The 13,053-nt window shown below is 58.1% G+C and carries 16 protein-coding genes; all 16 read right to left on the reverse strand.

All coding sequences use genetic code 11. From position 1 onward, the window contains the following. Positions 1-35: 35 nt before the first annotated feature. Positions 36-326 (reverse strand): hypothetical protein, encoded by a 291-nt coding sequence (locus KF757_07480; protein ID MBX3322817.1) that lies wholly within the window; start codon positions 324-326, stop codon positions 36-38. Between the two features lie 118 nt (positions 327-444). Then, complete coding sequence (gene flhA, locus KF757_07485; protein MBX3322818.1) at positions 445-2,583, reverse strand: flagellar biosynthesis protein FlhA; 2,139 nt, start codon at positions 2,581-2,583, stop codon at positions 445-447. Between the two features lie 15 nt (positions 2,584-2,598). Then, a complete protein-coding gene (gene flhB, locus KF757_07490) occupies positions 2,599-3,696 on the reverse strand; it encodes a flagellar biosynthesis protein FlhB (GenBank protein MBX3322819.1) in 1,098 nt (365 codons plus the stop codon). A 21-nt stretch (positions 3,697-3,717) separates the two neighbouring features. Further along, entirely contained in the window at positions 3,718-4,506 is a 789-nt protein-coding gene (locus KF757_07495) for a flagellar biosynthetic protein FliR (protein MBX3322820.1), read from the reverse strand. Between the two features lie 8 nt (positions 4,507-4,514). Next, on the reverse strand, positions 4,515-4,772 hold the full coding sequence (locus KF757_07500; GenBank protein ID MBX3322821.1) for a flagellar biosynthetic protein FliQ: 258 nt from the start codon (positions 4,770-4,772) through the stop codon (positions 4,515-4,517). After that, positions 4,762-5,523, reverse strand: coding sequence for a flagellar type III secretion system pore protein FliP (gene fliP, locus KF757_07505; GenBank protein MBX3322822.1), 762 nt, complete (start codon positions 5,521-5,523; stop codon positions 4,762-4,764). The genes KF757_07500 and fliP overlap by 11 nt, the downstream gene beginning before the upstream one ends. A 248-nt stretch (positions 5,524-5,771) precedes the next feature. After that, positions 5,772-6,566, reverse strand: a complete 795-nt coding sequence (locus KF757_07510) for a flagellar biosynthetic protein FliO (GenBank protein ID MBX3322823.1) — start codon at positions 6,564-6,566, stop codon at positions 5,772-5,774. Between the two features lie 48 nt (positions 6,567-6,614). After that, positions 6,615-7,196: a flagellar motor switch protein FliN gene (fliN, locus tag KF757_07515; GenBank protein MBX3322824.1), complete on the reverse strand. Its 582-nt coding sequence runs from the start codon at positions 7,194-7,196 to the stop codon at positions 6,615-6,617. Positions 7,197-7,336: 140 nt separating this feature from the next. Then, positions 7,337-7,858 (reverse strand): hypothetical protein, encoded by a 522-nt coding sequence (locus KF757_07520; protein MBX3322825.1) that lies wholly within the window; start codon positions 7,856-7,858, stop codon positions 7,337-7,339. A 24-nt stretch (positions 7,859-7,882) separates the two neighbouring features. Further along, positions 7,883-8,629 carry an OmpA family protein gene (locus KF757_07525; protein MBX3322826.1) on the reverse strand — a complete coding sequence of 249 codons (747 nt, stop codon included), beginning with the start codon at positions 8,627-8,629 and terminating at the stop codon, positions 7,883-7,885. Between the two features lie 15 nt (positions 8,630-8,644). Further along, positions 8,645-9,418, reverse strand: coding sequence for a motility protein A (locus KF757_07530; GenBank protein ID MBX3322827.1), 774 nt, complete (start codon positions 9,416-9,418; stop codon positions 8,645-8,647). Positions 9,419-9,520: 102 nt separating this feature from the next. Further along, positions 9,521-9,718: a flagellar FlbD family protein gene (locus KF757_07535; protein MBX3322828.1), complete on the reverse strand. Its 198-nt coding sequence runs from the start codon at positions 9,716-9,718 to the stop codon at positions 9,521-9,523. A 14-nt stretch (positions 9,719-9,732) separates the two neighbouring features. Then, positions 9,733-11,490: a flagellar hook-basal body complex protein gene (locus KF757_07540; GenBank protein MBX3322829.1), complete on the reverse strand. Its 1,758-nt coding sequence runs from the start codon at positions 11,488-11,490 to the stop codon at positions 9,733-9,735. Between the two features lie 24 nt (positions 11,491-11,514). Beyond that, positions 11,515-11,997: a hypothetical protein gene (locus KF757_07545; GenBank protein ID MBX3322830.1), complete on the reverse strand. Its 483-nt coding sequence runs from the start codon at positions 11,995-11,997 to the stop codon at positions 11,515-11,517. Then, complete coding sequence (locus KF757_07550; GenBank protein MBX3322831.1) at positions 11,990-12,454, reverse strand: hypothetical protein; 465 nt, start codon at positions 12,452-12,454, stop codon at positions 11,990-11,992. Before KF757_07550 ends, KF757_07545 begins: the two co-directional genes overlap by 8 nt. Further along, positions 12,454-12,987, reverse strand: coding sequence for a flagellar hook-length control protein FliK (locus tag KF757_07555; protein MBX3322832.1), 534 nt, complete (start codon positions 12,985-12,987; stop codon positions 12,454-12,456). The genes KF757_07550 and KF757_07555 overlap by 1 nt, the downstream gene beginning before the upstream one ends. Positions 12,988-13,053: the final 66 nt, after the last annotated feature.

Consider the following 13,053-nt stretch of genomic DNA (forward strand, 5'->3'; position numbering starts at 1 on the left):
AATCTGGGGCATAGAGGCCGAACAGATCCCCCGAACTAACTCGCAGAGTCCGCAAAAACTCTATCGAGTTCACGATGGAGATCAAGTGCTTCCTGTTGGCGGACGGGCCTCTGGTCTCGATAATCTTCGAGAAATTCGATGATCGCGATATTCGCGCTCCACCCGATCGCCATGCCGACGGCGTAGCAGAATGCCATTGCGAGCAGTCCACGTTGGAGCACAATGATCCCCGAATTGTCCACAGCCAATCCACCGAGTATCGCCACAACGAAACCCGCCAAGGCGATCATGGCTGCAATTGGTTGGACGATCGGCTCGGAGTGCATCGGCGATAGTCTCCCCGCGCGGTTGAGCGCCCCCCGACATCATCGGTCGAATGGACACGCAAGTTCAGTGCCATGGCAAAATGCGTGGGGAATACTCGAACTCAATCCGCACATAGTTTCAGGCTGCCGAAGCGGAAGTCGCGGCACCAACGAGTTCGACGGATTCAATCTCGACGCCGCTGAGGATTTCGTTGTAGCCCAGGACTGAGACAGTCGGGAGCGAGCCTTCGATGATCTGGCGCACAACAGCTCGCACGCGAGGCGATGCGATGATCACGGGGGAAGCGCCGGTTCTGGTCAGGCCCTTTTCTATCGCGTCGGACAAGCGTTGCGCGATCTGGTTGGCGACGCGGGAAGGCATGTTGACCGTGGTGACGCCGCCGGTGCGATCAACAAACCCTTCGATCTGATCTTCGAGTTCGGGGTCGATGGTGACGCAGACGATGCGTGGCTTGCCGGTTTCTGAGGTGACCGCATGGGCTTGACAGATCGAGCGTTTGAGCCCATTGCGAACGTACTCGGTCAGGACATCTGTATCGCGGGTTTTTGTGCCCCAGTCGGCGAGGACCTCGAGCACGGTTTCAAGGTCACGAATCGGGACACGCTCGCGAAGGAGGTTCTGGAGGACCTTCTGGAGTTCGCCGATTTTGACGATCGCAGGAACGGCCTCCTCGACCAGTTTGGGCGACTTGGACTTGAGGCCTTCGAGAAGGTTGTTGACTTCTTCGCGAGTCAGAAGTTCGTCGGCATGCGTGCGAACGACTTCGGTCATGTGCGTGGCTAGTACGCTGGTCGGATCGACAACGGTGTAGTTGAGCGATTCGGCGCGGGGTTGCTGTTCGGGCTGGATCCAACGCGCTTCGAGGCCGAAGGCAGGCTCGCGAGTGGGAATGCCGTCGATCGTGCCCATCGCGATACCCGAATCCATGGCCATGAGCAATTCGGGGTGCAGCGATCCCGAGGCGATCGTGCTGCCCCGGATCTTGATGCGATATTCGCCGGATTGCAACTGCATGTTGTCGCGGATGCGCACGGGAGGCATGACCAGACCCAGTTCGGCCGCCAGTTGCCGGCGAACAGCGCTGATGCGATCGAGCAGCGTGCCCCCCTGGTTGACGTCGATCAGCGGCACGAGGCCGTAGCCGACTTCGAGTTCAAGCACATCGACCTTGAGAAGGGTCTCGACGGGCGGGGGTTCATGCGATGTGGATGCAGCGTCGGCTTGCATCGCGGCTTCAGTGGCGGCGTCGGCCCGACGGAAACGCCGCATCATGAACGCGATTCCACCGAGAACCATCGCTGTCGCGAGCAATGGCACAGTGGGCAGAGGCGTCAGACTGAGCAGCGCCAGGAAGGCAGCCGTAATGACAATGCCGCGCGGCTGGCTGATGAGCTGGCTTGTGAGTTCTTCGCCGAGATCCTTCTTTGAACCGGAACGGGTGACAATCAGGGCTGAGGCAATGGCGATAACGAACGAAGGCATCTGACTTGTCAAGCCGTCGCCGATGGTCAGTTTCGTGAACACCTGTGCGGTTTGACCGGCGGGCCACCCTCGTTCAATCGCTCCGACGGCGAATCCGCCGAGGATATTGATCGCGGTGATGATGATGCCGGCAATCGCGTCGCCCTTGACGAACTTGCTGGCACCGTCCATCGCACCAAAAAAGTCGGCCTCGCGGGAAACCTCATCGCGGCGCGTGCGTGCTTCGGCCTCGTCGATGAGCCCGGCGCTCAGGTCCGAATCGATGGCCATCTGCTTGCCTGGCATCGCATCGAGCGTGAAGCGGGCTGCGACTTCGCTGATGCGGCCGGCACCCTTCGTGACGACCATGAACTGCACGATCATCAGAATCAGAAAGATGATGACCCCAACGAACAGCGAATCACCGGCGACGAACGAGCCGAACGCGCTGATGACCTGTCCGGCTACGCCGATCGCTTCGGCCGGGCTGGCTGCATCGGCGGTCAGAATGAGGCGCGTCGATGCGATATTGAGGACGAGGCGAAACAATGTCACGCCCAGAAGAAGAGACGGAAACACCGAGAATTCAAGGGCTCGATTCAGGTAGATCGTGGTCAGAAGGACGATCACTGCGAGCGAAATGTTGATCGCGATGAGAATATCCAGCAGCACCGGCGGCAAAGGGACAAGCAGGACCATCAAAAGCAGCACAAACGCGACGGGAACGATCAGCCCTCGGTGCGCACTCAGGCGGCGGATCAAACCGTCAAAACTGTTTGGCGAACTCGGTGACACGATCGTCAATCTCCGTTATGCGGTGGCTGCTGCATGCGCTGCTGTGGGTGTCTGCTTCGATTCAAGGCGGTACACATACGCGAGGATTTCAGCAACTGCTTCGTAATGCTCGGGCGCGACCTGCTGCCCCACTTCGACTCCCCAATACAGGGCGCGTGCGAGCGGAGGTCGGGCTATGACAGGAATGCCCGCGAGACGAGCAAGCTGCCGAATGCGAAGGGCGAGAAAATCTGCACCTTTGGCCACGACCACGGGAGCATCCATCGTCGCATCGTCGTAGCGGATCGCGACACTGAAGTGCGTAGGGTTTGCGATGATAACATCGGCTTTGGGTACCGCCTGAGCGATGCGCTGCATAGCAATCTCTCTCGCCATGCGGATGCGTTTGCCCTTCATTTGTGGATCACCTTCCATCGAGCGGCGCTCGTCCTTTACTTCCTGTTTTGTCATCTTCAAGTCGCGCTTGTGCTGCCAGCGCTGATAGACAAGGTCGATCAGTGCCAGAACCAGGAGCAGGACGATGAGCCAGACAGCCAGCTCGAATGCGGTTTGACCAATGACTCCAGCCGCCACGAAAAGGCCCATGCGGGGCAGGGCAATGAGCTCGGGAAGGTGCCTTGAGACGATCAGCCAAGCGACGCCGATCACAACGATCAGCTTGAGGATATTGACGCCAGACTTGACGAGGCTGCGCATACCAAAGATGCGCTTGATACCGGCCACTGGGCTGAGTTGCGAAATCTTGGGTTTGAGAGGTTTGAGTGTCAGAAGAAAGCCCACCTGCGTGAGCTGTGTGATGTAGGCCCCTAGAAAGACGAGGGCAAAGACTGGAGCAACGAGCAGGCCGGCCGTGAACGCGACATGTACGACACTCGCGGTCAGCGTATCAACGGCAAGAGGCGTGCCGAATCGATCGAGCAACAGTGTTTCACGCATGAGTCGTGCAAGACCCATACCGATATCAGAGCCAAACACAAGCATCAGAATCAGCGCGACCGCAAGTCCCACAGCGGCGTTGATGTCCTGGCTTTTGGCGACTTGACCTCGGCCGCGCGCATCAGCCAGTCGCTTTGGCGTTGCATCTTCAGTTTTTTCGCCCATGTCATTGGCCACACCAACCCGCCTTTCTCATCATCACGGAGTCAGCCCATCGGACCAGAGCACGAGTTCGTGCAGCATTGCAAGGGATTCATCACGAAGTACCGAGTCGATCGTGCCCAGTGCGATCGCGAATATTGAAAGTCCAGTCAGAATCTTGGCGGCAAAACCAACTGAGAGAATGTTGATCTGTGGCATGGTCTTCATGACGAAACCCATCGATATGAGAGAGAGCATGATCGCGCCAATCACCGGGGCTGCCAGTCGGAGCGAAAGTTCGAATCCGGAACCGATGAGGCTGACCAACAGTTCAAGCGGGACGTGATCGGCTGCGAAACCACCGACCGGAATGCGCTCGAATGTGGTGATCAGTGAGATGAAGACGAGATCGATTCCTCCTGCTGCGACATATGCCGTGATTCCGAGGATGAACATCATCTGGCTGACGACGTCGCTGCTTCCCTCCATTTCGGGGTTGAAGGCTTGCGCGAGGCCCAGACCCATCTGATATCCCATGAGGTATCCGGCCATCTGCATGACGAAAACTGGCATGATTGCGATCAGTCCGATACTCAGACCGATCAGTAGTTCGCTGAACATGACAAACGCCAGTGAGCCGAGATCGAGCGGGATTGGTGTCGCAAAGTATGAAGGCGGCGCCGAAGGAAAGATTGCGAGCGCGAGAAAGAACACGAACAGGGCCATGGCAGTGCGTGGAACGGCCACACTCGTCAGCAGCGGAGTGAATAGAAATATACCAACAACACGCGAAAGCGTGAACATGAAGGGGACGATCAGGGGCTCAAGAAACTGAATGAAGGGCATGAATCCGCTCAAAACAGCAGCAAACGTTCAGTGGTGAACTCGATGAGTTGCATCGCTACCCAAGGCAAGAGCATCGCGGCAACAAGAATCATGATCGTGATTTTGGGAACGAATGTCAGGGTCTGATCCTGGATGCTCGTCACTGATTGAATAAGGCTGATAATCAGCCCGACCGACATGCCAGCCAGAAGTATTGGCGCGGCGATCTTGAGCACAATCAACAGCGTGTCTCGCACGAGATATACGCTCGCTTCGTCATACATCATGCTTCGACTCCTTAAGCAGCGGATGCGGATTCCTGCCTGGTCGAGGTCTGCGGATGTAGCACACAAGGAGAATGGCCGGGATCATTGCCGTCTGCGCCGACGCCCGCCCGCTCATGCCCTCCTGCACAAAAGTTTCCATCAGACTACCGACGACCAGTGTCCAACCATCGACGAGCACAAAGAGCAGCAACTTGAATGGAAGCGAGATCAACACCGGTGGGAGCATCATCATGCTCATCGAAATCAGCAGACTCGCAATCACCATGTCGATCACGAGAAACGGCAGATATATGCGAAATCCGAGAAGAAACGCGACTTTGAGCTCGCTGAGCATGTACGCGGGAATCAACGTCACCATGTCAACATCGGCTCGTGTCATTTCTGACGGGCGAGTGGTATCGTGTCCGCGATAGTTCATCACGGTGTATACGCTCGACCAGTTGCCGGTTGCCTCGATCTGGTCAAACATGTAATCGCGGAGCGGCTGCTTTGCTGCGCTCCAGAGTGTGTCATAATCGCGAATTTCGCCCTCACGGTACGGCACTATCGCTTCGTTCCAAATTCGGTCGATCGTCGGCGACATCACGAGCAATGTCATAAACAGTGCCAGCCCCGTGACAACCTGAGGCGGGGGGAGTGACTGGGTGCCCATCGCCTGCTTGAGCAGCGCAAGGACAATCAGAATCCGCACGAAGCATGTCGTCATGAGCAGAATTGACGGGACCAGCGAGATCACCGTCAACATCAACATGACATTGACTGCAACAGACAGCCCGGGGCGCTCTTCGAAGGATTCGCCATCGCCGCGTGAGGGCTCAATCAGGCCTGACGCATCAGCCAGCACACGCACGGGATTGATGCGCGAGGCAGAAGTTGGGAGTTCAACACGGCTTGACTCGCGCGAGGGCAATGCAGCGGGCGAAGGATCGGCAGGCGGGCCGAAATCTTGCGCGACTGCGAATGCGCAGAAGCATGCCAGAATGAGGGCGATGAGTCGTATCAAGCGAGGGTTCCCTTCTCCCGCATTGCCGCGAGTCGAGCGCGGAGTCTTCCGATTGCCGGGTCTGGCTCGACATCTTCTGATGCAGATCGCGTGGGAATCTGAATGCGTTCATCGCGCCACTCGACCGAATCGCCCTCGGCGGTGGTGAATCTTAATTCAGACTCTGCTGGTTGAACCGGTGCTTGCTGGTCGAGTTCGACCATTGCAGCCTTGAAAGCAGAAACGCTCGATTCACCATCAGACTGGCGTACAGCACGCAGAATCGTTGCGACCTCATCCGGATCGCTGATCTCGGCAAGTGTAACCATCGCACCGGAACCTGATCTCACGCTGCTCGATTGGCAGACAAGCAACACACGCCTCCCGACACGCAGCAGCACAAGCCGCTGTGTGCGTGCGACTGGATAGCGAGCGAGAATTTCGAGTACGCCTGATGGTGCACGACCTGCAGCGCCCAACGCCGCCATGAGCCCGCCGCGGCGTGTGGCAATCCGCTTCCAGACGAGTGCCCCAATGTATGCCAGGCCCACGACGACCACAAGTGATGCCAGCGTGCGGCTCAGCCCGAGCCCACTCCTGGCGGAGTCCTGTGCGGCTAGCGAGCGAGACTCACGCTCCGCGCTGTGCAACGATCGCTCAGATCTGGGGCCCAGCGGGAGAGATTCTGCTGGCACCGATTGGGCCGGCTCATGCGAAGATTCGGCCAATGGCTCTTGTGCCTGTGCCCGCACTGGCGCAGCAGCGCCGCTTGCAATTCCCACGATGCAACACAGGGCAACAACTTTGAACATGTCGCGGATCCTCCGCATCTTCAATCACGCCCTCCTGGCGTTGAACATTTACGCTCTTTTCGCGACGACCTTCTCATCGAGGCTCAGAATTTCGCTGATTCGTACACAGAAACTCTCGTTGAGAACCAGCACTTCGCCGCGGGCAACGTGCCGATCATTGATGTACACGTCAACCGGATCTCCTGCGAGCTTGTCCAGTTCCACAACCGCGCCCTCGCCGAGCCTAAGGACATCCTCAACAAGCATGCGTGTGCGACCGAGTTCGATCTTGACATTCAGATTCACATCGCTGAGCAGTTGCAGTTCATCGGGCGTCTGACGAAACCCAGCGTCCGCAAAAGTCGGAACTGCAAAGGCTTCGAGGACTGAACCCGGTACAAATGGTGTGCTCCCACCGACTGCGCGAGCAGCTTCACCTTGGGCTTCGCGGGCGGTCGCGCGAGCGGCAGCGAGTGCCTGCTCGGCCTCTGCACCACCCACAGCAGGCGATGAGTGCGATTCCTGTGCTACCTTGTCGACCGACAACTGCGCTGCACGCAGGGCTGCCTCGGTATTCGAAGCCGCCGATTCCGGTGTTACGTCTGCCGGATTCGCCCCTTGATCGCTTCGAATTTCATCGTTCTCAGACATGCACGCTCCATCCAGTACACGAACCGATTCTGGCTCGATAGCGGGAGCATCGGATGCACCGTCAGCTTTGGATTGACTTTGCCGGGGGCGGTGCAATGCCGCGCAAAAATGGCCGGTTCGTGCGCAGTTTTAGCTGGCACTCAGCCCGCAGTGTTGATCCCCGTGCATTTGGGGATGATGACCCGTTCGATCAGTGGCAGGTCGTCGCGGTCAGTGCCAAACACCTCGTTCAGATAGGCCGTCAACTGACGTGTGAGCGTATCGAGCCCCGGCTCGTTGCGTAGATGCGTGTCCTGGGCACGGCGAAAGATCTGCGAGACACCCTCCTTGATCTCGGCTTCGCGACGCGACATAACGTCGCCCACCCTCGACACGTTCTTGTTGCGAACCTTGAGAAAGATCGCCGTGTCCCACAACCAAATGGTTCCCGAACTGACATTCGGGAATCGATCCTCTATGAGCACGATCTCGCGAGTCTGCTCACGCTCGGCCTCGGCCTCCCCATGCAGCGTCTTGGCGCTTGAATGCGAACTGGCGGTCATTGACACAAGGAAGTACACCGCTGCTCCCTCAGCCAGCATGATGCCCGCGATAATGCCCAGCATCTTGACGCTCAACTTTCCAGACTTGGTCGGAGAACTCTGTGCTTCGGGTTCGGCCATTGTGCGTGCTCCTGATGGGCTGAACTACGGATTGCGCCCTGTGAAGGACGGATCCGGATGAATCTGATCAACGGTCTGGCCGGTCTGATACAACTGAACCCTGCGATTTGACGCCGATGCGTCTCCGACATCGAGGGTTCCGCTGCGCGGCTCCTGATCGCCGGACGCGACAATGCGCAGAATCTGCGGACTGACTTCGCAATCCTGCACCAGGTACTGCGCAACGGCCTCGGCCCTGCGAAAGGACAACTCGGCATGCGATAGTCCGGAAAGTCGATCGGGCGAACCCCAAGAGTGTCCTGTGACCTGAACCACATAACGCTGATCGCGGATTAATGGTGCGATCTCGAACTTGAGCGTGCGCTGCACCGCCAGGGACAGTTCATACGACCCGGGATCGAACGGCAACACTCCGCCGATCGCTGCTCGCTCGGATTGATGAATCACTGTTGCACGAGGTGCCTGACCGGAGACGTTCGGCGTTGTTGTCTCGTCGGTGTTCTTGCGCTGGGCGGCACGCTTTGCACGTTCAGGATCATTCGAGATGATTGAGTTCGTGATTTCCGCCTTCAGGTCGGCAAGCCCGATGCCACCGGTCGAGCCGAGCGCTTCTTTGATAGCATCGAGCACGCGGCGATACTCGCGCGGTTGCTTGAGTTCACTGAATGCAGCCAGCAGGATAAAGAAGCAGAGCAACAGCGACATCAAGTCCCCGTAGGTCAAGACCCACTCAGGAACACCGGGCTGACTGATTGGACGCCGCTTGCCCATGACCACATCGCTGCGCTAGGCAGCGTCCTTCCTCTCGAGTTCAGCCCGCTTACCTGGAGGAAGATACGTCAGGAGTTTGCTTTCGACGACGCGCGGGTTATCGCCAGACTGAATCGCCATCACGCCTGCAATCACGATCGTCTTGACCATGATTTCCTCGGTGTCGCGGGCTGAGAGTTTTTCAGCCAATGGACCGGTTACCACGTTTGCGATAATCGCTCCGTACAGCGTCGTTATGAGGGCCACCGCCATGCCAGGGCCAATCTTCGACGGATCATCCATGTTGCTGAGCATAAAGATCAGACCCATGAGAGTGCCGATCATTCCGAAAGCCGGCGCGTATCGCCCGGTTGTATCGAGAATCTGCTTTCCCTGAGCATGGCGATCAATCAAGGCTTCGAGTTCTGTCTCCATAATGGAGTTGATCAATTCCGGGTCTGTGCCGTCCACCGCCATCTTCACGCCTCGAATGATGAACTCGTCTTTCATCTGAGGCACAAGATTCTCGAGCGCGAGTATCCCCTCACGACGCGCGACTTCCGCATACCCAACAATGTCCTTGATTGTCGAGACGGGATCCACAGGCTTGCTGAAGATGCTCTTGAGAACGATCGAGTGCACTTTGGACACTCGCGCGATCGGAAATGACACGATAATGGCTCCGGCCGTTCCGCCGAACACCACTGCAATCGACGGCGCATCAATCAGCGCGAGTGGATTCCCACCACCCAGGACAATGCCCGTACCGATGGCGATGAGAGCGATTGCAAGACCGGCCACGGTTCCGATATCCACGCACAGTCCTCCGTGACGCCAAACAAGGGTCCAACGCAGACCCCGTCACCTAGGAATCGGCTTGTCTTGGGCCCGACTTGATCGCCGATCGTCGGTTCACGTCCGCGGAATGAGCACCCGCAGATGACGGCCGTACTCGATGACCTTGGCAACCACGTCCTTGAGCGTCTCGCGTACCACGAAATGGTCCCCGTTGACCATCGTGATGACCGTATCCGGGTTTTCTTCGACCGTACGGATCTGTTCGGCGTTGACGACGAACCGCTTTCCGTTGAGCCTGGTCACCTCGATCATGCGAAAACCTCGTGTTATCGGCCGAGAACGAGCAACTGTTGCATCAGTTCATCGGTTGTTCGAATGACTCTCGATGACGCCGAATATCCGGTTGACGTCGTGATCAGATTGATGAACTCCTGCCCGAGATCAACGTTCGACATCTCGAGCGCTCCAGAGACGATCCACCCCGATCCAACTGCCCCGGGGCTGACAACGCTCGCCGGTCCGCTGTTGGGCCCGATTGCCCAGGCGTTGCCCCCCACATCGACCATTCCTGCATCGTTTGGAACTTTGGCAAGCACGACACGGCCTAGGGTGCGAATCGCGCCGTTATCGAAGGCGCCGAGCACATCGCCGTTGTCCGCTACCACAAAGTTTGCGAGCACACCAGCGGGCAACCCGTCGCGCCAGACTCCAGCCACTTCGCTCGGCCGATCGGCAAGCGCGGTAAGCCTGCCCGCTGCTCCGGTGAACGAAACATCAAACGTCAGAGGCGTGACAGCACCGGTCCCATTGCGCGAGAGTGAAACGGTCACCGGCGTATCCGTCACAAGCCTCCCGAACGGATCAAAACTGATGATGCCCGTACCCAGATCGAGCTGCTCGCCGAGGCTGTCGTTGCCCTCGATGAAGTATCGCCAGTGCGTCCCCGCCGTGGTTTTGCTGTCGAGAACAAACGAGACATCCAGGCTCGTCACACTCCCGAGCGAGTCGTAGACGACCATTGTTGTGCGCACCGCTTCGCCATCGGCAGCCGCGGACTTGCTGGTGACAAAGGGTACTCGCACAAACGCGCCGCTGGCGTCGAGTACACGCAAATCCGCAGATTCAATATCGAGGTCGTTGATCGTGCCGGTGTTGCCGACAATGGAGATGACCCCGGTCTGCGAATCGAGCGTGACGCCCGGTGTCTGGCCATTCGGATTCGGGCTTCCAGTATCGTGCAAACCCAGCGCGACGCGCAGGAAGTCCATCAAGTCGGCCACTGTTGTTGTTTCGGTAATCTCCAGCGATCGCTCGGGAATGGACGACAGTCCCTTCTGCGCCCCGCTCATGCTCAGCGTCTGCCCAACTTCAAAGAGCGGACTCTCGGTCAGTGTTATGCCCGGATCGCGAATCTGCGTCAAGCGCGTGGTGAGTTCAATCCTGTTGCCCGCAGATGGCGCAGGTGTAGAGGTCGAAAGGGCAATCAACCCCGCAGTCGCTGTTCCGAGAAGGTTGACGGTCGATCCACGCGAAGGCACCACGCCATCGGTATTCAGGTTGCCCGCGACCGTCGCATTTGTCGTGGCCTCGGCCAGCCTCAACTTGCCCAGCGGCACATTGACCGGAACCAACGCCCCCTCCTGCACAGCGAAATCGGCATTCACGCCATAGCCCATCAGCCACTCGCCCGTTGGAGTCACGAGATTATCGTTGAGATCCTGCCTGAAGTTTCCTGCCCGCGTGTACATGGTCGTGCCCGCTCGCTGGACGATGAAGAACCCCGAGCCGTCGATGGCCAGATCACGCGGGTCGCCAGTGTTGTCGAGGGCTCCGGTGCGAAAATCGCGCTGCACGCCCGCGATGCTCACTCCGAGCCCGATCTGATGCGGATTGGTACCTCCGGTCGTGTCGGCCGGTGCGGAGCCGATCTTCACATCGCGTGATGACGCATTCTCAAACATCATGCGGCTCGACTTGAACGCTGTCGTGTTGACATTGGCTATGTTGTTGCCAATCACATCCAACCGACGGGCGTGAACATTCAACCCCTGCAGACCGGTAAAGAGTGCTGTAAGCGAAGCCATGAATTCTCCGATAGTTTGACCAACTCAATCGACAGTGCGACGCGACAAACCAAGATTCTGAAGAAGCTCTTGCCCACGGAGCACTGAGGTACGGGAGTCTGCCTCTGATCCCATCGACTCGGACTGCTCACTTGCAAGATCGACAACTGCATCAATCCCCGCGACAAGACCCCGGCCCGAAGCCGGCATTTGCTCGACGATCACACGACGCTCGACATCGAGAATGTACTGCTGAGCCCCATCGCGCACCAATACCCGCTGCACGCCGCGGTCCTGCGCCTGGTCGGCTATACGCGAAAGCACCTCGATCTTCTCGCGGTCAAGATTCAGATCGAGAGATGGCTCGACCGTAACAATCAACCCGGAGTTCACTTCTCCCTTTGCTGCACGCCCGAGCAACGCTGCGAAGTCATCAATGCGAACACTACCCCCGCCAGGCAGCCGCTCCGTTGGCGTTAAGCCCGATCCAAGTTTCTTGAGCAGCGAAACGCCATTGACTTCAGACATCGCTCTCTCCTGAAGAATCGCGTGAAATCGCGTGCGTAACCTCGAGCACGCGATCCATCCGCACGCGAGCTCCGCCATAAAGATTGAGAATCGGTCCCTCAGCCGTCTGGCTGACGGAGAAGACTCGATCGATGATCTGCTCGCCATTGATCGATGTGCCACTAATGATCGAGCCAATCAAGCCCGATGCACTCGCAAATTCGTTGCGTGCCACAAGTTGATCAAGTTTCCCTGAGAGCGTCATGTCTGATTCGATCGAGCGCAGACTCGACAACTGATTCAGCATCGCTTGTGAGTCGTTGGGCTCAAATGGATCCTGATTGGCAAGTTCTGCAAACATGATCTTGACAAACTGCTCGCTCGTGAGTTCCGAGAACCCGTTGGTCTGAGATGCCTGCGTCGCTGTGCGCGTACCGATCACGTCAATCTCGCTCATCGCGTGCCCTTTCTTGCTCATCAGGCCAAGGCTTCAAGCCTCAACGTGCCCTCTGCACGCACTTCAACGTGCAAAGTCGGTGTCCAATCCCCACTTGCCGGCTCCGCCCGCACTTGGGTCACTGCGTTCTCGTTCGTATCCGCGAACGAACCATTCCGGGTCGGTGGACTCCATTCCTGCCGCCCGCGACTGCTCGTTTCATCCTCCGAAGACTCGTTCTTGCCTCCGTGCAAAGGGCCTTCGGCTTCACTGACGCGGGCAGTCCCCGCGTCCCTGACTTCCAATCGCTCAACGACGACTCCGCGCCGCTCGAGCGCACTGCGTAAATGATCAATTTCTGATTTGAGCAAATCGCGTGCCGACTGGTTTTCTGCGTCGAAGATTGCAGTCGCCGCTCCCCGCTGAATACTGATCTCAACACGAACATCACCGAGCGATTGCGGATTGAGGCGCAACGTCATCGATCCGCCTCCCGTGCTCATCACTCGCGCGAGCGCTCGCGCAACCTGCGACGGCAACTGCTGCTGATCGACGCGCAACATCGGCCGTTGCATCGACTGACTCGGCTGTCTTGTCGCTGTCGCCCGTTCAGAGCGGAGGCCATCGACCCCCACTAGTGC

The sequence above is a fragment of the Phycisphaeraceae bacterium genome (genome assembly GCA_019636795.1).
Taxonomy (GTDB): Bacteria; Planctomycetota; Phycisphaerae; order Phycisphaerales; family UBA1924; genus JAHBWW01.